The 17,668-nt window shown below is 69.2% G+C and carries 20 protein-coding genes; 12 read left to right on the top strand and 8 right to left on the bottom strand.

Annotated features, from left to right (window positions below; genetic code table 11):
- Positions 1–95: 95 nt before the first annotated feature.
- A complete protein-coding gene (locus tag BLW84_RS22025; RefSeq protein ID WP_143061049.1) occupies positions 96–479 on the bottom strand; it encodes a hypothetical protein in 384 nt (127 codons plus the stop codon).
- 200 nt (positions 480–679) lie between these two features.
- On the opposite strand from BLW84_RS22025, the gene BLW84_RS46375 reads away from it, so the two are divergent.
- The 3 genes from BLW84_RS46375 (at position 680) to BLW84_RS22015 (ending at position 1,720) form a co-directional block, all read left to right on the top strand.
- Positions 680–877, top strand: coding sequence for a hypothetical protein (locus BLW84_RS46375; RefSeq protein WP_143061048.1), 198 nt, complete (start codon positions 680–682; stop codon positions 875–877).
- A gap of 20 nt (positions 878–897) precedes the next feature.
- Entirely contained in the window at positions 898–1,128 is a 231-nt protein-coding gene (locus BLW84_RS22020) for a hypothetical protein (RefSeq protein WP_143061047.1), read from the top strand.
- A 70-nt stretch (positions 1,129–1,198) separates the two neighbouring features.
- Positions 1,199–1,720 (top strand): hypothetical protein, encoded by a 522-nt coding sequence (locus BLW84_RS22015; protein WP_093268088.1) that lies wholly within the window; start codon positions 1,199–1,201, stop codon positions 1,718–1,720.
- Between the two features lie 141 nt (positions 1,721–1,861).
- Here the strand turns inward: BLW84_RS22015 and BLW84_RS22010 are convergent, their stop codons facing one another.
- Together BLW84_RS22010 and BLW84_RS22005 are read right to left on the bottom strand one after the other, a co-directional pair.
- Positions 1,862–2,350 (bottom strand): pyridoxamine 5'-phosphate oxidase family protein, encoded by a 489-nt coding sequence (locus BLW84_RS22010; RefSeq protein WP_093268085.1) that lies wholly within the window; start codon positions 2,348–2,350, stop codon positions 1,862–1,864.
- Positions 2,347–3,765, bottom strand: coding sequence for an MFS transporter (locus BLW84_RS22005; protein ID WP_093268083.1), 1,419 nt, complete (start codon positions 3,763–3,765; stop codon positions 2,347–2,349). The genes BLW84_RS22010 and BLW84_RS22005 overlap by 4 nt, the downstream gene beginning before the upstream one ends.
- A gap of 158 nt (positions 3,766–3,923) precedes the next feature.
- Here BLW84_RS22005 and BLW84_RS22000 point away from each other — a divergent pair, with 158 nt between their 5' ends.
- Positions 3,924–4,124 carry a hypothetical protein gene (locus tag BLW84_RS22000; RefSeq protein ID WP_143061046.1) on the top strand — a complete coding sequence of 67 codons (201 nt, stop codon included), beginning with the start codon at positions 3,924–3,926 and terminating at the stop codon, positions 4,122–4,124.
- A 56-nt stretch (positions 4,125–4,180) separates the two neighbouring features.
- On the opposite strand, the gene BLW84_RS21995 is transcribed toward BLW84_RS22000, so the two are convergent.
- The gene (locus BLW84_RS21995; RefSeq protein ID WP_093268078.1) at positions 4,181–4,615 is read right to left on the bottom strand and encodes an Lrp/AsnC family transcriptional regulator; all 435 of its coding nucleotides are present in this window, start codon (positions 4,613–4,615) and stop codon (positions 4,181–4,183) included.
- A gap of 97 nt (positions 4,616–4,712) precedes the next feature.
- On the opposite strand from BLW84_RS21995, the gene BLW84_RS21990 reads away from it, so the two are divergent.
- Positions 4,713–5,639 (top strand): SMP-30/gluconolactonase/LRE family protein, encoded by a 927-nt coding sequence (locus tag BLW84_RS21990; protein ID WP_093268075.1) that lies wholly within the window; start codon positions 4,713–4,715, stop codon positions 5,637–5,639.
- A gap of 195 nt (positions 5,640–5,834) precedes the next feature.
- The gene (locus tag BLW84_RS21985) at positions 5,835–6,293 is read left to right on the top strand and encodes a DinB family protein (protein WP_093268163.1); all 459 of its coding nucleotides are present in this window, start codon (positions 5,835–5,837) and stop codon (positions 6,291–6,293) included.
- Positions 6,294–6,302: 9 nt separating this feature from the next.
- Here BLW84_RS21985 and BLW84_RS21980 read toward each other — a convergent pair whose 3' ends face one another.
- Both BLW84_RS21980 and BLW84_RS21975 read right to left on the bottom strand, forming a co-directional pair.
- Positions 6,303–7,220, bottom strand: a complete 918-nt coding sequence (locus BLW84_RS21980) for a LysR family transcriptional regulator (protein ID WP_093268073.1) — start codon at positions 7,218–7,220, stop codon at positions 6,303–6,305.
- Positions 7,221–7,365: 145 nt separating this feature from the next.
- Positions 7,366–8,733, bottom strand: coding sequence for an MFS transporter (locus tag BLW84_RS21975; RefSeq protein ID WP_093268070.1), 1,368 nt, complete (start codon positions 8,731–8,733; stop codon positions 7,366–7,368).
- A 123-nt stretch (positions 8,734–8,856) separates the two neighbouring features.
- On the opposite strand from BLW84_RS21975, the gene BLW84_RS21970 reads away from it, so the two are divergent.
- Positions 8,857–9,756: a LysR family transcriptional regulator gene (locus BLW84_RS21970; protein WP_093268067.1), complete on the top strand. Its 900-nt coding sequence runs from the start codon at positions 8,857–8,859 to the stop codon at positions 9,754–9,756.
- On the opposite strand, the gene BLW84_RS21965 is transcribed toward BLW84_RS21970, so the two are convergent.
- Positions 9,753–10,637 carry a LysR family transcriptional regulator gene (locus BLW84_RS21965; protein ID WP_093268065.1) on the bottom strand — a complete coding sequence of 295 codons (885 nt, stop codon included), beginning with the start codon at positions 10,635–10,637 and terminating at the stop codon, positions 9,753–9,755. The two genes, BLW84_RS21970 and BLW84_RS21965, sit on opposite strands and share 4 nt — an antisense overlap.
- An 87-nt stretch (positions 10,638–10,724) precedes the next feature.
- On the opposite strand from BLW84_RS21965, the gene BLW84_RS21960 reads away from it, so the two are divergent.
- The 4 genes from BLW84_RS21960 (at position 10,725) to BLW84_RS21945 (ending at position 14,962) form a co-directional block, all read left to right on the top strand.
- Positions 10,725–11,894 (top strand): MFS transporter, encoded by a 1,170-nt coding sequence (locus tag BLW84_RS21960; RefSeq protein WP_093268062.1) that lies wholly within the window; start codon positions 10,725–10,727, stop codon positions 11,892–11,894.
- A gap of 182 nt (positions 11,895–12,076) precedes the next feature.
- Positions 12,077–12,409, top strand: a complete 333-nt coding sequence (locus tag BLW84_RS21955) for an ArsR/SmtB family transcription factor (protein WP_093268060.1) — start codon at positions 12,077–12,079, stop codon at positions 12,407–12,409.
- A complete protein-coding gene (locus BLW84_RS21950; protein ID WP_093268057.1) occupies positions 12,406–12,639 on the top strand; it encodes a hypothetical protein in 234 nt (77 codons plus the stop codon). Before BLW84_RS21955 ends, BLW84_RS21950 begins: the two co-directional genes overlap by 4 nt.
- Before the next feature lie 166 nt (positions 12,640–12,805).
- Positions 12,806–14,962, top strand: a complete 2,157-nt coding sequence (locus BLW84_RS21945) for an MMPL family transporter (protein ID WP_093268055.1) — start codon at positions 12,806–12,808, stop codon at positions 14,960–14,962.
- 59 nt (positions 14,963–15,021) lie between these two features.
- On the opposite strand, the gene BLW84_RS21940 is transcribed toward BLW84_RS21945, so the two are convergent.
- On the bottom strand, positions 15,022–15,705 hold the full coding sequence (locus BLW84_RS21940; protein WP_245761296.1) for a FadR/GntR family transcriptional regulator: 684 nt from the start codon (positions 15,703–15,705) through the stop codon (positions 15,022–15,024).
- Positions 15,706–15,880: 175 nt separating this feature from the next.
- Between BLW84_RS21940 and BLW84_RS21935 the strand changes: the two genes are divergently transcribed.
- Entirely contained in the window at positions 15,881–17,596 is a 1,716-nt protein-coding gene (locus BLW84_RS21935) for a 2-isopropylmalate synthase (protein ID WP_093268051.1), read from the top strand.
- Positions 17,597–17,668 lie beyond the last annotated feature (72 nt).

Below are 17,668 nucleotides of genomic sequence, written 5' to 3'. Positions count from 1 at the left end.
GCAGCGCTCATTTCGTGTGGGCACGCAGCAAAAGTCCTGTGACGCGGTGCGCCACAGGACTTTTATTGGTCTGATTCCCCGGCTGAGATTTTGGGTCAGACCTGCGGAGTCATCGCCCAGGCGTCGGCCGAGGACCCGTACGTGTGGACGTTTCCGCCCTTGGACGCACGGAAGCTGCCGCTCTGGATCCAGAACGTGGACGGGCCCTGGATGCCGAAAACGTTGATCTGCTCGACATTGTTGCTGGAGCCCAAGTTGTTGAAGTCGCGGCACTCACCAGCGTTCACGATGGTCGTTGTCATCCCGCCCCGCGAAGGGAACTCCACGTAGGACGCGTAGTTGCCCTTCGAGCACACGGTAAGTGAACCGGCGCCGGCGGCCGAAGCGGGCGCCGTGAGGCCCAGCGCGGCGCCCGATGCCAGGACTCCGACAGCCATAGCCGAAAGACTTGCTCGCTTGAGAATCTTCGCCAAAGCCATGACTTTCTCCGTTTCAGGTTTTCAATGTCGAGTCACTATTTGTGCGGCCGCATGGGAAGGGTATCCCGGCAAGATCAACTTCTCTACAGGTGTGTACGAATCTGCCCAAATGGGCACGAATGTGTTTCCTTCCAGGGTGTTGCCGGACTTTTCCAGGGTCGCGCTGTACGTGTCGTGATGGCGAGGGGAGGTGATTGCCCGTGACAGCTCTTGATGACTCTACGTTTGCGCCGGTTCTGATCGGCCTCCAGGAGGTGCCGGAACGCACGCTTGGCTGGGAACTTCTCGCCTGGACGGCGGACTTTCTGAGGCAGCCCGATGGGGAGAACGCCGGGCAGCCCTGGCGGTTCACCCGGGAGCAAGCGCCTTTTTCTTTTGAACTGGTTCGCCGTGGATGAGCGGGGTCGTTTCGCGGCGGTTGACGAAGTACGACCACATCGGCATCGGTAAGGAAACCCGCGACAGCAAAAGGAAAATCGACGCCGCGGTCACGGCGGTCCTTGCGTGGATGGCGCGCCAGGAGATCGTGAAGAACCGCGGTGTGGCCGCGGTCGGCCGGCCGTTCCCCACGATCCTGACTCTCCGGGCACCCGCGATGCCCGTTCAGGCAGTGGGTTTGGGGTGGGTGATCGTTTTTGCCGACCGCTGACAACCGTCGCGGTTCCGGCACGTCTGTGTGATCAAAGAGCCGAAAAACTACCTGGTTGCAGGAGAGACAGATGCGCAAGATCAGTCGTATGGCCGTTCTGATTCCCGGTGGGTTGCTGGCCGCGGCGGTGTTGGTGAGTGGGTGCACGTCCCTGGCTGGGCAGTCGGCATCGACCCCGCCCGGGCCGGCGGTGGGTGTCGCGAGTGCCGGGGGTGCGGCCAACTCCGAGATGGGTGTCGTGGCCTCGGGCATCCACGCCGTCGACATTGCTGTTGATCTGGAGTTCGCTGAGAACAATGGGGGCTGGATGGTCTCCTACGTCGAAGGCAAGTGGGATGACTCCTCCATGGGGGCACCTCATCCGGTGAGCGCTGGCGGGCCCACTCTGGTGGCTGCGTTGGCTGCGGATGTTGAGTTGCTCAGCCCGTTCGAAGGGGCTGAGCCGACCGCTGAGCCCCAGCTCGACTCGGAGGGGCTGGGGGTGGTGCCGATCGCCTTGGACGACTTCGTCCAGCAGGGCAACCAGTCGGCCAAGATCTGGTTCGATGAGAGCGGTCAGGTCATCAAGATCGTCGCGCGGTACCAGCCCTGACCCGGACTGCCGCCGAACGACGCCTAAGGGCGTTTCCGGTCAAGAAGCGCACTGATCTCTTTGGGCGGGCGGACCGGATAGCTCGACGCCCGTGGTCGGCTCGCCGGGTTCGGGCGAGCCGACCGTGCTTGGGCGCTTGGTTCAGCTGGTTTTCTCTGGTTGCCAGATCGTGCTGTGGAGGTCTGTTCCTCGGACCAGTTGGATTCGCCAGGGGGTTATTCGGATCACCGCGTACTCCGGGTCTTCCGGGCCTCCTCGCCAGTAGTGGATCGGGTCGTAGCCCACTCCTCGCGGGCCTCCTCCCACGTACACGTTCCAGGCGTGGAGCTTGGACTCCTCGTCGTCCGCCCAGGCCGACGTGCTGTCCACGAAGACCGCGTTCTGGCGCGGGTTCCAGTACGAGTACATCGTGTGCGGGTTGTTCGCGAGGTGCGCCGTTTTGATCGGGGTCTTGTAGGCCGCGAGCCAGCCGACCGGTTGCCCGTCGACGACTTCCCAGACCGGGAGCAGGACCCTGGCCCGGGGGCGGTGCCTGCTGTCGACGGTGATCATCGTGGCGTACTTGATGTCGCGGATGTAGCTGTTGAACGTGTCCTGGAGGTCCGCGAAGTCGCTGGTCCTGGTGGTCATGACGGGCTCCTGTGCGTGGCGAGGATCTTGTCGTCGCCCAGCTCGGTCGCCGGACGCTTGCGGGGCCGCAGCCCGAATGCGCTGATGAGGCCGGCGATCAGCGCGGCCGCGAGCGGAACGACGAGGGCCGCGTGGTAACCGTCGAGCATCGCGGCCGGAGTCCCGGAGGCCGTGGCGGCGATGTTGACGGCCGTCACGGTCGACAGCCCGAGCGCGGCACCGAACTGGAACGACGTGTAGAGGAGACCGCCCGCCAGGCCTTGGTCGGCCTCGTCGATCCCGTCGGTCGCGACGATGGTGAGCGGGCCGTACACCAGTGAGAACGCGAGGCTGAGCAGGATCAGGCCGGGGAGCATCATCAGGTACGTCCAGTCCGCGCCGACCGGCAGGAACAGCGCGTACGCCAGCGCCGCGAGCAGCAGCCCGCCGAAGGTCACCCGGGCATTGCCGAACCGGTTGACCAGCTTGGGGGTGAGCGTGGGCGATAGGACGGCGTCGAGGCCGATGACGATCATCGCGAAGCTGGTCTGCAACGTCGACCAGCCGCGCAGCTCCTGCAGGTACAGCACCACGAGGAACTGGAATCCGAAGAACGCGCCGACGAAGAGCACCCCGATGGCGTTGGCGCGGACCACCGCCCCGGAGCGGAAGATGCCCAGCCGGACGAGCGGCGCGGCGACTCGGCGTTCGATGGCGATGAAGGCGGCGAGGAAGGCCAGCCCCGCGGCGAACGTGCCCAGCGTCCAGCCGATTCCGGTGTGCGTGGCGCGTTCGACGCCGAGGACGAGCAGCACGATGGCGGCGGTGATGGTGATGCCGCCGGCCAGGTCGATGCGCTGGCCGGTCCGTTCGGGGCGCCGTGACTTGGGCACCAGGGTGAGCGCGGCAATGAGGATCAGCAACGACATCGCGACCGGGGCGAAGAACACCCACCGCCAGTGGATGGAGGTGAGCAGTCCGCCGACGACCAGGCCGATGGAGAAACCACCGGCCGCGGTGCCGGAGTAGATCAGCAGGGCTTTGTTGCGTTGCGGGCCTTCTTCGAAGCTGGTGGTGATGATGGACAGCCCGGCCGGGGTCATGAAGGCCGCCGCGACGCCGGTGACGAATCGGGCGACGATCAGCATCCAGCCTTCGGAGGCGAGTCCGCCGAGGCCGGAGAAGAGCAGGAAGACGGCCAGCCAGAAGACGAACATCTGCCGCCGTCCGAAGAGGTCGGCGGCCCGGCCGCCGACCAGCATGAATCCGCCGTAGCCGAGGACGTAGGCGCTCATCACCCACTGCAGTTCGCCGGTGGACATCCCGAGTTCGGCCCTGATGGCGGGGAGGGCCACGTTGAGCATCGCCACGTCGATGCCTTCCAGGAAGATCGCCCCGCACATGGCGAAGAGCACTCCCCAGTCACGCGCACGCATCTGAATTCCTCGTTCTCGTTGGAAAAAACCTGGTATCACCACGATCTGCCGCGGCGTGCGGGCGAACAACGGCGAAGATCTCGACGTTCGTTCAACCGGGCTTACCGGTCTCCGGCTATCGCTTCCTCGCGCCAGGTGCCTGACACGTGGCGGCGAGCATGTGCACTGGCAGCGGCCGGAAGGCAGATGATGACGGCGAAGATCCCGCCCGGCAGGGCTTCGTGGTGGTTTCCGCGGGCGTGAACGGGATCAACGCGACCGGCTGCCACCTCCTGGACGACCGGTCTGCGGGCGCGCTCCTGACCGGCCGGCAGCGGCTTCCGGACGTGGTGCGGGCGGAGTTCGCGCGGCCGCGCTGAGCCGCCCGAAGAACCGCAGGACGGCTCACCGGACTGCGGTTCTCCGACGAACCGTGCTACGGGGCGACGGGGCGCTCGAAGAAGGTCTCGAGCACGACGGTGGCCTGCGTGCCGCTGACTCCTTCGATCGCGTACATGCGACGCAGCACGTCCTGGAGTTGCTCCGTCGTCGAAGTCCTGACCTTGACCAGGATCGAGGCGCTGCCCGCGATGACGTGCGCTTCCTGGATCTCCGGAATGGCCGAGAACTGGTCGCCGGAGTCGCCCACCCACTTCGTCGAGTCCACCATCACGAAGGCGAGCACGCCCCGCCCGATCGCTGCGGGATCGACTTCGATGGTCGTCCGGCGAATGACGCCTCGCTCACGCAGCTTGCGCACGCGTTCGTGCGTTGCCCCTGCGGACAGCCCAACGGCCTGCCCGAGCTCCGCATACGGCCTCAAGGCGTCCTGCTGGAGGATGGCGAGCAACTGCCGATCGACGTCGTCCAATGGATCTCCTTCAGTGAACATCTTGATATGCCGAATCTCATTCTGCATAGTCTGAGTCAGTCAGATCAACATTCGGTTCGATGGTGAGGGTGGCAGCATGCTCGGCGAGCGACCGCAGTTGTACGAGATCCTCGATGACCGGTTCCGCACGGGCATGTGTCACGCGGGCGACTCGAAGCTGGAGACCCTCTTCGAAGGCTGTCGCTGGGCCGAGGGGCCCGTCTACGTCCCGGCCGGGCGGTACCTGGTGTGGAGCGACATCCCCAACGATCGCCTGCTCCGCTGGGACGAGACCACCGGCGAAGTCGGCGTCTTCCGCTCGCCCGCCGGTCACCCCAACGGCAACACCTTGGACGGCGAGGGCCGCCTCGTCACCTGCGAGCAGGGCAACCGCCGCGTCACCCGCACCGAGCACGACGGCTCGATCACCGTGATCGCCGACCGCTTCCAGGGCAAGAGGTTCAACAGCCCGAACGACGCCGCCGTGAAGTCCGACGGCTCGATCTGGTTCTCCGACCCCGACTTCGGGATCATCACCGACTACGAGGGGCACCGCGCCGAGAGCGAGATAGGCGCGTGCAACGTCTACCGCGCAGACACCGCGAGCGGCGAGGTGCGCCTGGTCGCCGACGGCTTCCGCGGACCCAACGGCCTGGTCTTCTCCCCCGACGAGAGCCGGCTGTTCGTCTCGGACAGCCGGGCCAACCACATCCGGGTCTTCGACGTCCACGACAACGGCACCCTCACCGGCGGCGACGTCTTCACCGAGTGCACGATCGGCAACTTCGACAACATCCGCTTCGACGACGGCGGCCGGCTCTGGGCCGCCGCCATGGACGGCGGCGTGCACTGCTACGACCCGGACGGCACGCTCGTCGGCCGCCTCCTGGTCCCCGACGTCGTCGCCAACATCCGCTTCGGCGGCGCCAAGCGGAACCGCATGTTCATCGCCGCCGACACCGCGCTCTACTCCGTCGTCATGTCCGTCACCGGCACGCCACCGCTGCCGATGGCACGCCCGTGAGGCGACAGGCGGAGCGTTCCTGCTCGTGAGCGGTTTGGAGCGCTACGGCAGTCCAAAGCGCTCACGAGTGCCGGCGAGCCCGGTTATTCGTTCGACTTCGCCCGTCGGGGCGGGAAAGCTGGGGACGTTCGGCGAACGGAGGGGGTTGCGGTGGTGGAGCGGATCGATCCGCCGGTTGTCGGTGGTGAGCGGGAGATGTTGCGGGCCTACCTCGACTTCCACCGGGCCACCCTGGCCGTGAAGTGCGAGGGGCTGTCCGACGCCGACCTGCGGCGGCAGTCGATGCCGCCTTCGACGCTCTCGCTGCTCGGCCTGGTGCGGCACATGGCCGAGGTGGAGCGCACCTGGTTCCGGCGGGTGATCAACCGGGAGGACATTCCCCTGGTGTGGTCGGACGACGGCGACTTCCAGGCCGCCTACGACGCGAGCGCGGCCACGCGCTCGGAGGCGTTCGACGCGTGGCAGGAGGAGGTTGAGCACTCGCGCCGGATCGAGGCCGCCGCCGATTCGCTCGACGTGACCGCGCCCCAGCCGAGGTGGGGCAAAGACGTGTCGCTGCGGTTGGTGATGCTGCACCTCATCCACGAGTACGCCAGGCACAACGGCCACGCCGATTTCCTGCGGGAGGGCATCGACGGGGTCGTCGGGGCCTGAGCACGACCGTCAACCGCACGTGCGGGACAGGACCGCCCGCGCCGCCTTCCGCAGGGCGGCGACGAACGGCTTGTCGTGGTTGGCGGGCATCCAGACCAGCGCGGACGTCCACGGCTCCAGGTCGGTGACCTCCACATAGGACACTCCCGGTCGCGGGTACAGCTCCCGGCCGACCGCCGGTGGGAAGAGCAGCCCGCCGCCCATGGCGATCACCTGCAGGCCGCTCTCGAAGTCGCCCATCGCGTGCGAGCTGTACCGGGCGGGACCGCCGCCCGGGCGCGGGTCGACGGCCCAGAAGTCCTGGTACACCTTGGGAATCCGGTCCGACCAGCCGATGTGCTCCCGGTCGGCGAGGTCGGCCAGCGCCAGCGGACCCTCGGCGGCCAGCGGGTCGTCGGCGGGCATCGCCGCGCACCGCGGGCCGCTGTCCAGCGGAAGCGCCCGGATGCCGTTCGGGACCGGCAGGAACAGGAACGCCGCGTCCACGTCGCCGCGCGAAACGGCTTCGGTGGCATCGAATCCGGTGCGCAACACCTGGACGTCCAGCCGCGGCAGGCGGCGCCGGAGTTCGTCCAGGATCGCCGGAATCGGCGGCAGCGAGGTGATCGCCTCGAACGAGCCGATCACGATCCGCCCGGAGCCGGCCTGCGCGTCGGCCTCTCGGCGCAGCTCCTGCATCGCGCCCACGACCGCCCGCATCCGTTCCAGCATCGCCTCCCCGGCGGCGCTCAGCGCCACTCGGGGGGAGGTCCGGTCGACCAGGGCCACCCCGAGGTCGCGTTCCAGCGTCTTGATGTGCCGGGAGAACGTGGGCTGGGCCATGAACGCGCGGGTCGCGGCGCGGCCGAAGTGCAGTTCTTCCGCCAGGAGCAAGAACAACCGGATCTGCTGGATGCTCGGGTACTCCGAACCGCCCAGCCTCGCCATAGCCGTGAGGCTATCAATCCGTCGCGAAGCCGCATCGAAGATCTCTTCCGCCGCCGGCCTCGCACGCGAAAGACTCCACCTGCCACTTGGGGGGAAGGTGCGGGGGCCCCGGTCGGACACCTGCTGACCGGGGCGCCGTCGCTGCTCACGCCGGGATCGGTTCCCGGCGCCTGCCGGTCCTGAGGCTGAAGGCGCTGATCGAGGTGGCGATCAGGGCCGCGGCGAAGGGGACGGCGAGCGCCGCGCGGAAGCCGTCGAGCGGCGTTCCGGGCGCGGCGACGTTGACTGCGGCGGCCCCGGCGAGGCCGAGCGCCGCGCCGAACTGGAACGAGGTGTAGAGCAGGCCGCCGGCGAGGCCCTGCTCGGAGTCTTCGACGCCGTCGGTGGCGACGATCGTCAGCGGGCCGTACACGAGCGCCAAACCCACGCCGAGCATGATCAGGCTCGGCGCCATCGCGGCGTACGTCCAGTCCACGCCGAGCGGCAGGAACATCGCGTACCCGAGCGCGGAGAGCAGCATGCCGCCGAAGATCAGCCGGGCGTTGCCGAACCGCCGGACCAGCCAGGGCGTGAGGGTGGGCGCGAGCACCGCGTCGAGGCCGAGCGCGATCAGCGCGAAGCTGGTCTGCAGCGTCGACCAGCCGCGCAGCTCCTGCAGGTACAGCACCACCATGAACTGGAAGCCAAAGAATCCGCTGAACAGCAGCATTCCGATGGCGTTGGTGCGCAGCAGAGAAGCGCTGCGGAAGATGCCCAGCCGCACCAGCGGCGCGGTGGCGCGGCGTTCGACGGCGACGAACGCGGCCAGCAGGGCGCCGCCCGCCGCGAATGTGATCAGCGTCGATTCGATGCTGGTGTGCGTGGCGCGTTCGACGCCGAGGACGAGCAGCACGATGGCGGCGGTGATGGCGACGCCGCCGGCCACGTCGACGCGTCCGGCGCGACGCTCCGGCTGCGGTGACTCGGGCACCAGGGTGAGCGCGCCGACGAGGATGAGGAACGACATCGCGACCGGCGCGAAGAACACCCACCGCCAGCCGATCGCGGTGAGCAGTCCGCCGACGACCAGGCCGATGGAGAACCCGCCCGCCGCCGTACCGGAGTAGACGAGCAGGGCTCTGTTGCGTTGCGGGCCTTCCTCGAAGCTCGTGGTGATGATGGACAGCCCGGCGGGCGTCATGAAGGCGGCGGCGACACCCGTCACGAATCGGGCGACGATCAACATCCAGCCATCGGAGGCGAGCCCGCCCAGGCCGGAGAAGAGCAGGAAGACGGCGAGCCAGCCGATGAACATCCGGCGACGCCCGAACAGGTCCGCCGCCCGGCCGCCCACCAGCATGAACCCGCCGTAGCCGAGGACGTAGGCGCTCATCACCCACTGCAGTTCACCGGTGGACATGCCGAGTTCGGCGCGGATGGCGGGCAGCGCGACGTTGAGCATCGCGACGTCGATGCCTTCCAAGAAGATCGCCCCGCACAGGACCATCAGCACGCCCCAGTTGCGCGCAGTCATCTGCGATTCCTCAAAGGTGTGGGGAATTTCGGATGACACCAGCCTCGATCCGCCGCGCGCCGGGAACAACGGCGAAGAACTCGACGTTCGTTCAACCAGGCTTACCGATAGGGAGGGTGGCGCATGGAGCGCGATGAACTGGAGTGCTTCCTGATCCTCGCAGAGGAGCTGCACTTCGGTCGGACCGCCGACCGGATGCGCCTGTCGCGGGCCAGGGTGAGCCAGCTCGTGCAGCGCCTCGAACGCCGCGTCGGCGCGCCGCTGTTCGCCCGGACGAGCCGCCGCGTCGCGCTCACCCCGCTCGGCCGCCAGCTCCGCGACGACCTCGAACCGCACCACCGCGCGATCGACGCCGCCCTGGCGCGTGCCGTGTCGAAGGCGCGGAGCATCAACGGCGTGCTGCACGTCGGCTTCTCCAACCCGCTGGCCGGCGAGATCGTGTTGAAGGCTGCGGAGGCCATGCACACCGAGCACCCGGAGCTGGCCGTGGAGATCTGCGAGGTGCCGATGGCGGACCCGTACGGCCAGCTGCGCAGGGGCGAGTTCGACGTGCAGCTGACGGAGTTCCCGGTGCGCGAGGACGATCTGAGCGGGAGCCCGGGCCTGTTCACGGAGCCGCGCACGCTGGCGATCGCGGCCGATCACCCGCTGGCCGACAAGGACGCCGTGTCGGTGGAGGACCTCGCCGAGGTGCCGCTGCTGACCATCGACGGCGCGCTGCCGGACTACCTGCTGGAACACCACGTGCCGACGCACACGCCGAGCGGCCACCCGATCGGCCGCGGCCCGGCGGTCACCAACATGCAGGAAGCGCTGATGCTCGTCGCGGCGGGCAAGGGCGCCTTGCTGTGTGCGGCGCACACCGCCACCTACTTCGCCAGGCCCGGCGTCTCGTACGTGCGGTTCATGGACGCCGATCCGGTCGGCTACGGCCTGGTCTGGCGAGCGGCCGACAACAGCGGAGCGGTGCAAGCCTTCGCTCGCACCGCCAACGCGGTCGCGCGGGAGCTGGCGAGCCGCTAGGCGTCGGCGAGGACGTCGGCGAACGCCAGGACGCGGGCGGTCGCCGCGGCGCGCGGCCAGACCAGGCCGAGGACGGAGTCCGGCAGGCCGGTGACCGGGACGAACGCGATGTCCCGGCGGCCGTGGGAGATCGCGCACGGGCGGCAGAGCAGCATCGCGCCGCGGTTGGCGGCGGCGCGGGTGATGCCTTCCTGCAGGGTGGTGATCGTGCTCGCGCGCGGGATCGGGCGGCCACTCGGCGTGCGCGGCGGCGTTTGGGCGTCGCGCCAGTAGGGCGGCGCCGGTTCGGCGGGCGCGATGAGCTCGGACTCGGCGAGCTCTTCGGCCGAAACCGAGTCCAGGGCGGCGAAGCGGTGCCGCAGCGAGACCGCGATGTTCGGCTGCTGGCGCGAGAACGTCGGGCCCACCACGAGATCCGGCTCCTGCACCGGCAGCAGCACGATCGCCGCGTCGACCTCGCCGCGGCGCAGTGCGCCGAACGGATCGCTCAGCGGGATCTCGGAGATTTCGGTGGCGCAGCCGGGAAATCGCGACTCGAAGGCGTCGATCCGGGCCATCACTGGCTCGGAGACCTGGCCCTGGAAGCCGAGGCGCAGCACGCCCTGCACGCCTCGGGCCTCGGCTCGGGTCCTCTCGACGACGTCCTTGAGGCCGTCGTACGCCGGGCGGAGCTCGGCGCGGAAGCGCTCGCCGAGCGCGGTGAGGCGGACTCTGCGGTTGGTGCGGTCGATCAGCCGCGCGCCGAGCCGGTTCTCCAGCGAGCGCAGCAGCTGGCTGACCCGGCTCTGCGACACGTAGAGGCGTTCGCCGGCGCGGCCGAAGTGCAGTTCCTCGGCGAGCACCAGGAAGCACTCCAGCTCCCGCACCTCCAAGCCGCCCATGTCCCTCCTCCGCTCGATGAGCACAGCTAATCCAAGGATGAGGACTTCGGCGTTGTTCCCGGTGAGCGGGCCGCCGAGGCTGTGACCATGACAACGACCGACACCTCGACCCCGCCCGTGGTGCGGGGCTGGCCCGCCGTCGCGGCGGTCGCCGCGGCGACGTTCTCCGTGGTCACCACCGAGATGCTGCCGGTCGGCCTGCTCACGTCGCTCGCCGCGGAGCTCGGCGCGTCGGAAGGCGCGGCGGGCCTGACGATGACGGTGCCCGGCCTGATCGCGGCGTTCGCCGCGCCGCTGCTCACCGTCGCCGCCGGGCGGCTGGACCGGCGGTGGGTGCTGGTCGCGCTGATGGCCTTGCTGGCCTCGGCGAACCTGCTCTCGGCGATGACACCGAACCTGCCGCTGCTCGTCGCGCTTCGGGTGCTCGTCGGCGTGTCCATCGGCGGGGTGTGGGCGATCGCGGCGGGGCTGGCCGTGCGGCTGGTGCCGGAGCGGTCGGTGGGCGCTGCGACGTCGCTGATCTTCAGCGGGATCGCGGTGGCCTCGGTGCTCGGCGTTCCGGCGGGGACGTTCATCGGCGAGCTCGGCGGCTGGCGCGCGTCGTTCGCCGTCATGGGCGTTGTGTCGCTGGTGGTGGCGGTTGCGCTCGCGGCGCTGCTGCCGCCGTTGCCCGCCGAGAAGCCGATGCGCTTCAGCGTCGTGCCGCAGTTGCTGCGCAGCGGCGCGGTGCGGGTCGGGCTGTTCGTCATCCTGCTGCTGGTGTCCGGGCATTTCGCGGCCTATACCTACGTGCGGCCCGTGCTGGAACAAGTGTCCGCTGTGGACGCTGGATTGATCAGTGCGCTCCTGCTGGCGTACGGATTGGCCGGAGTGGCGGGGAATTTCGCAGGTGGTGCGGCGTCGGCCCGCGATCCGCGTCGCACGCTGCTGCTGATCTCGGCGGTGCTCGCGGCGGCGGTGTTCGCGCTCGGCCTGCCGCTCGGCGTCGCCGGTGCGACAGCGGCGCTGCTGGTCTGGGGCGTCGCCTACGGTGGTGTTTCGGTGAGCACGCAGAACTGGCTGCTCGCCGCGGCGCCGCACGCCAGGGAAGCGGCATCGTCGCTGTTCGTGGCGGTCTTCAACATCGCGATCGCCCTGGGAGCCCTGCTGGGCGGCCGGATGGTCGACGCGGTCTCCCCGCCCAGCGCCTTCTTCCTCGCCACCGCCCTGGCCCTGGCCGCGCTGCTCGTGACCGCCGCCGGACGCACGGCCCGGTGACCCTGACCGGGCCCGGAGGCGCTCTGAGCTCCTGATGGCGTTTTCGCGCGAAGACGTCATCCGCAGGCGTGGCGAACGCCGTTTTCGCGCGAAAGCGGCGACCGCCCTGGTGACCCGGCCCTGGTTGCATGACAGTCCCACCTGCCATGCGAAAGTATCCGCTGACGGATCGGGGTGGGTTGATGGACAGCGAGGAGCTGCTGGCGTTCCTCGGTGCCGTGGGGCATGCGCAGCGCCTGCGGATCATCGCCGAGCTCGCCGACGGGCGGCTGTACGTGAGCGAGCTCGCGCGTCGGCTCGGCATGTCCCGGCCGCTGCTCTACATGCACCTGGAGCGCCTGGAGAAGGCCGATCTCGTCGCGGGACACCTGGAGCTGTCCGCCGACGGCAAGGCGCTCAAGTACTTCGAACTGCGTCCCTTCGAATTTCGCCTCGACGTGGCCACCATCCGCGCGGCGGTGCGGGAGTCGGGCGACGAAGCGGGCTCGAACGACGGGAAGGGGACCCGGAAATGACCAACGCCGTGGTCGGCATCGCGATCGTCCTGATCATCGTCGCCGGCATCACGATCGGCTTCATCGCCTACTTCCGGATGCTGCGCCACCGGGCCGACGCCGAGGCGATGGCCGAGTACCGCGAGTTCGCGGCACGGGCGACCGCCGAGCAGCAGGAGTTGCGCCAGGAGATCGCCGAGATGAACGGGCGACTCAAGGAGGTCGAGTCGCTGCTGCGCAGCGTCGGCTGACGGGCAGCTTTTCCCAGCGGGAGGGCCGTTTTCGGTCCTTCCGCTTTTTGCTGTGCCCGGTTCGGAACGGCTCGTTTGACCTCGCTATCTTCCACCTGTAAGTCTGCTCTTACAGGCGTAAGGATTCGAGGAGCTGGGGCGAGTGGGGAAGTCGAGGACCGTCAGGGTGGCGAGGTGGAGCGCGGAGCATCCGGTGCGCGCCCTGATCGGCTGGTTCGTGTTCGTGGCCCTCTGCCTCGGCGCGGGCTCGCTGGCCGGCACGAACAGCGCGACGGTGGCCGACCACTGGGTCGGCGAGGCAGGGCGCGCCGACGCGATGGCCGCGGCCGGCGGTCTGCAGCGCAAACCGATCGAGCAGATCACCATCGCCGCCCGCTCCGGCCCGCTGGACCAGGCCCGCGCCGAGGCGGCGGCCGCTGAGGTGGCGAGCCGGATGGAGGCGTTGCCCGCGGTGGAAACCGTTGCGCCGCCGGTGCGTTCGGCGGACGGCTCGATGCTGCGGGTCGAAGTGACCATGAAGGGGCCCGACGAGGCGGCCGACGAGCAGATCGATTCGCTGCTCGCGTTGACCGAGCAGGTGCAGCAGCGCCACCCGTTGTTGCTCGTTGCGGAGACCGGCAACGTCTCCACCAGCGCGGGGGTCGATCAGCAGCGCGGCGACGACCTGGCGCTGTCCGAGGCGATCACCTTGCCGGTCACGCTGATCACGCTGCTGGTCGTCTTCGGCTCGGTCCTGATGGCCGGGGTGCCGCTGCTGCTCGCCCTCTCGTCGATCGCGGCGGCCATGGGCTTGTCGATGCTGGTGTCGCACGTGGTGCCGGACGTGGGCGTGGGCAACAACATCATCCTGCTGATCGGCATGGCGGTCGGCGTCGACTACGCGCTGTTCTACCTCAAGCGGGAGCGGGAAGAACGTGAGCGGGCGGACGGCCGACTGGGTTCGGCCGCGATCGTCGGCCTGGCTGCCGAGACCGCCGGGCGGACCGTGGTCGTCTCCGGCATCGCGGTGATCGTCTCCGCCGCGACGCTCTACCTGGCCGCCGACGTGATCTTCTCGTCGCTGGCCACCGGCACGATCACCGTAGTGCTGGTCTCGGTGGTCAGCTCGGTCACCGCGCTGCCCGCGCTGCTGGTGGTCCTAAGCCGGCGCGCCGAGCGCCGCGCCAAGCCCGCGAAGCTTAAGAAGGTCCGAAGTGGACGGATCTGGGACGCGATGCTGCGCCCGGCGGCGAAGCGCCCGGTGCTCACGCTGTGCGTCTCGGTGGGAATCCTGCTGCTGCTCTCGCTACCGGTGCTCGGCATGCAGATGCGGGTGCTCAACCAGGACAGCCACTCCCGGGAGATCCCCGCGATGCGGACCTTCGACCGGATGACGGCAGCCTTCCCCGAGCTGCGGACCCGGCACGGCGTCGTCGTCCGCGCCGCACCGGCCGATGCCGGGGCGGTGCGCGCCGCGCTGGCGGATCTCGGCCGGCGCGTCCAGGGCGATCCGCTGTTCATGGCACCTGCGCAGCCGCAGGCCTCGTGGGACGGGCGGGTGAGCATGCTGCAGATCCCGGTGCCGTTCAAGACGAGCTCGGCGGAGGCGGCCCGGTCGTTGACGCACCTGCGGTCCGACTACGTGCCCGCGGCCTTCCGCGCGCTGCCCGGGGTCGAGGTCGCGGTCAGCGGGGACGTCGCGCACGACGTCGACTACCTGGCCCACCAGAACGGCAAGCTGCCGCTGGTGATCACCGCGTTGCTGGTGCTGACGTTCGTGGTGTCGGTGGTCGTGTTCCGCTCGGTGGTGATCGGGCTGGTCGGGGTCGCGCTGAACCTGCTGTCCGCGGCGGCGTCGATGGGGCTGCTGGTGATCTTCTTCCAGTTCGGGCTGGCCTCGACGCTGTTCGGCTTCGATCCCAGCGCCACCAGCGCGATCGGTTCGCGGGTGCCGCTGTTCCTGTTCGTCATCCTCTTCGGGCTGTCGATGGACTACCAGATGTTCGTGGTGAGCCGGATCAGGGAGGCCGCGCTGCGCGGCGTCCCCACCCGGCAGGCGGTCCTGCAGGGCGTCGGGCAGTCGGCGAAGGTCGTGACCAGCGCGGCGATCGTGATGGTCACGGTGTTCGCCACCTTCATGTTCCTGCACCTGGCGGAGATGAAGCAGATCGGCTTCAGCCTGGCGGTCGCGGTCCTGCTGGACGCCTTCGTGATCCGAGTCCTGATCCTCCCGGCCGCCCTGTCCCTCCTGGGCCGGGCGACCTGGTGGCCGTCCCGGTTGATGCACCGCACCGACCCGCCGACCACCCCGATCCCGGTCCGGCAGACCGATCCGGTCGGGTAGCGAAGGCTCGTGAGCACTTTGGAGCGCTATGACGCTCCAAAGTGCTCACGAGCCGGTGCTCACGGTTCCGGGCGGACGTAGGAGAGGATCTTCGCGAGGTGGTTCCGGGCTGCCCGGCCCGCGGCCTCGGGGTCGCCTGCCCGGATCGCATCGGCGATCTCCTGGTGCTCGTGCTGGTCCACCGGCCGTTGCGCGTCGGATTCCCGCATCAGGCCCAGCATGTCGAGCATCGCCTCGCGGACGCGCTCGGCCAGGGAATCGAACAGGCCGGTGATGATCGTGTTGTGCGCCGCCCCGGCGATCGCGCGGTGGAACTCGAGGTCGGCGTCCACGAACTCCTCCGGCGTCGCGTGCTGGAGCGCCTCGCGCCGGGTGGCCGCCGCCGTGATCGCGGCGAGGTCCTCGTCGGTGCGCTTCGCGGCCGCGAGGCGGGCGGCCTCCACCTCCACCGCGATGCGGCCCTCCGCCACGTCCGAGATCACCGCCTTGCGGACGGTCGTCGCCCAGTCCTCGACGGGATCGATCCGGATGACGTAGACGCCGGAGCCGTGGCGGGATTCGAGCAGCCCGCGGCCGGCGAGCTCGCGGACCGCCTCCCGGACCGTCGACCGGCCAACTCCGAACTCGGCGGCGAGGGAGGTCTCGCTGGGGATCTTCTCGCCGATCGGCCAGTCGCCGGAACCGATGCGCCGCAACATCGCCTCGGTGGCCTGCTCCGACAGCGGGTATCGACGCAGCGACACGAACAGCCTCCCGAATTATCAGGTTGTCTGAGGACCTGACGTATTGTACGTTGCCTGTCATGTGGTTGGGAGCTCGCGGCCTTAGCGGCCGCGACAGGGGCTGACCGGACCGGCGCCCCCTGTCGCGGGGTGTTGCCGCGCGCCGGTGGAGACCGTCCGAACCCGGAAGGCAGACATGACCTCCCACCACATCCCCGCGCGCTGGAACCCGCAGCAGCCGTCGGGAATGCCCCACCACCGCTACCGGAGCGCGTTCGACCGCGTCGCCGTCCCCGAGATCGACCGGACCTGGCCGCGGAACCGCATCACGCAGGCGCCGCTGTGGGTTCCCGTCGACCTGCGCGACGGCAACCAGGCGCTGGCCGAACCGATGGATCCGGCGCGCAAGCGGCGCTTCTACGAGATGATGCTCTCGATCGGGTACAAGGAGATCGAGGTCGGATATCCGTCCGCGTCCCAGACCGACTTCGATTTCGTCCGGCTGCTGGCGGAAGCGGACCTGGTGCCGGACGACGTCACCGTCGCGGTGTTCACCCCGGCTCGCCGGGATCTGATCGAGCGCACCTTCGAATCGATCGCCGGTCTGGACCGGGTCGTCGTTCACATGTACACCCCGACCGCGCCGCTGTGGCGGGACGCGGTGCTGCGCGCCGGCCGGGACGACCTGCGCGAGCTGATCCGGAAGGCCGGCGAGGACGTGCTCCGCTGCGGTGGGGACCGGCCGGGGATCCGGTACGAGTTCTCCCCGGAGGTCTTCAACCTGACCGAGCCGGACTTCGCGATCGAGGTCTGCAACATGATGATCGACCTGTGGGACGCGAGCGCCGACCGCCCGGTGATCATCAACCTGCCCGCGACGGTCGAGGTCGCGACGCCGAACGTGTACGCCGACCAGATCGAGCACCTGAGCGGCAACCTCGACCGGCGCGACGACGTGATCCTGTCGGTGCACCCGCACAACGACCGGGGCACCGGGGTCGCGTGCGCGGAGCTGGCGGTGCTCGCCGGTGCGCAGCGCGTCGAGGGCTGCCTGTTCGGCAACGGCGAGCGGACCGGGAACGTCGACCTGATCACGCTCGCGTTGAACCTGTACTCGCAGGGCGTCGACCCGATGATCGACCTGTCGGACATCGATTCGGTCCGGGACACCGTCGTGCACTGCAACCGGATGGGCGTCCACGAACGGCACCCGTACGTCGGCGAGTACGTCTACACCGCGTTCTCGGGGACGCACCAGGACGCGATCCGGAAGGGGTTCCAGCGGCACGCGCTGGGCGCGCGGGAGAGCGGAGTCCCGGAATCCCAGGTGCGCTGGGAGGTTCCGTACCTGCCGATCGATCCGCACGACGTCGGCCGGGACTACGAGGCGGTGATCCGGGTGAACAGCCAGTCCGGCAAGGGCGGCATCGCCTACCTCATGCAGACCGAGCACGGGCTGGACCTGCCGCGCGGGTTGCAGGCGGAATTCGCGCAAGTGGTCCAGCGGCACACCGACGGGACCGGAGCGGAGGCGGACGCGGCCACGCTGTGGAAGCTGTTCTCCGCGACCTACCTGGAGAACCCGGATCCGTCGATCGCGCTGACGGGCTGGTCGGTGGGCCACGGGCCGTCGGGTGACCGACTGACCGCGACGCTGGAGATCGGCGGCGAGGCCACGACGCACGAGGTGACCGCGGAAGGTGCCGTGTCCGCGCTGGTGCAGGTGCTGGAGGAGCACGATCGGACGGTGGACATCGTGAACCTCGTCCAGCAGTCGATCGAGCCGGGACGCGCGGCGCGCGCCGCGACGTACCTGGAGTACCGCACGGCGGAGGGCACCGCGTGGGCGGTCGGGATCGATGTCTCGGTCATCGCGTCGAGCTTGCGCGCCGTGATGACCGCCGCGGGTTGAAGCCTTGCATCGTGAGCACTTCGGGCCGCTATGGCAGCCCGAAGTGCTCACGAGCCGGTGCGGGGGCCCGTG

It is taken from the genome of Saccharopolyspora shandongensis (genome assembly GCF_900106995.1).
Lineage (GTDB): Bacteria > Actinomycetota > Actinomycetes > Mycobacteriales > Pseudonocardiaceae > Saccharopolyspora > Saccharopolyspora shandongensis.
Note: the sequence above shows the minus strand (reverse complement) of the source record. Positions and strands in the feature narration are given on the sequence as shown.

Excerpts from the sequence above, each read along its gene's own strand:
- BLW84_RS22025 (WP_143061049.1), bottom strand. The coding sequence starts at position 479 with ATGGCTTTGGCGAAGATTCTCAAGCGAGCAAGTCTTTCGGCTATGGCT.
- BLW84_RS22015 (WP_093268088.1), top strand. The coding sequence starts at position 1,199 with ATGCGCAAGATCAGTCGTATGGCCGTTCTGATTCCCGGTGGGTTGCTG.
- BLW84_RS22010 (WP_093268085.1), bottom strand. The coding sequence starts at position 2,350 with ATGACCACCAGGACCAGCGACTTCGCGGACCTCCAGGACACGTTCAAC.
- BLW84_RS22005 (WP_093268083.1), bottom strand. The coding sequence starts at position 3,765 with ATGCGTGCGCGTGACTGGGGAGTGCTCTTCGCCATGTGCGGGGCGATC.
- BLW84_RS22000 (WP_143061046.1), top strand. The coding sequence starts at position 3,924 with ATGTGCACTGGCAGCGGCCGGAAGGCAGATGATGACGGCGAAGATCCC.
- BLW84_RS21990 (WP_093268075.1), top strand. The coding sequence starts at position 4,713 with ATGCTCGGCGAGCGACCGCAGTTGTACGAGATCCTCGATGACCGGTTC.
- BLW84_RS21985 (WP_093268163.1), top strand. The coding sequence starts at position 5,835 with ATGTTGCGGGCCTACCTCGACTTCCACCGGGCCACCCTGGCCGTGAAG.
- BLW84_RS21980 (WP_093268073.1), bottom strand. The coding sequence starts at position 7,220 with ATGGCGAGGCTGGGCGGTTCGGAGTACCCGAGCATCCAGCAGATCCGG.
- BLW84_RS21975 (WP_093268070.1), bottom strand. The coding sequence starts at position 8,733 with ATGACTGCGCGCAACTGGGGCGTGCTGATGGTCCTGTGCGGGGCGATC.
- BLW84_RS21970 (WP_093268067.1), top strand. The coding sequence starts at position 8,857 with ATGGAGCGCGATGAACTGGAGTGCTTCCTGATCCTCGCAGAGGAGCTG.
- BLW84_RS21965 (WP_093268065.1), bottom strand. The coding sequence starts at position 10,637 with ATGGGCGGCTTGGAGGTGCGGGAGCTGGAGTGCTTCCTGGTGCTCGCC.
- BLW84_RS21960 (WP_093268062.1), top strand. The coding sequence starts at position 10,725 with ATGACAACGACCGACACCTCGACCCCGCCCGTGGTGCGGGGCTGGCCC.
- BLW84_RS21955 (WP_093268060.1), top strand. The coding sequence starts at position 12,077 with ATGGACAGCGAGGAGCTGCTGGCGTTCCTCGGTGCCGTGGGGCATGCG.
- BLW84_RS21950 (WP_093268057.1), top strand. The coding sequence starts at position 12,406 with ATGACCAACGCCGTGGTCGGCATCGCGATCGTCCTGATCATCGTCGCC.
- BLW84_RS21935 (WP_093268051.1), top strand. The coding sequence starts at position 15,881 with ATGACCTCCCACCACATCCCCGCGCGCTGGAACCCGCAGCAGCCGTCG.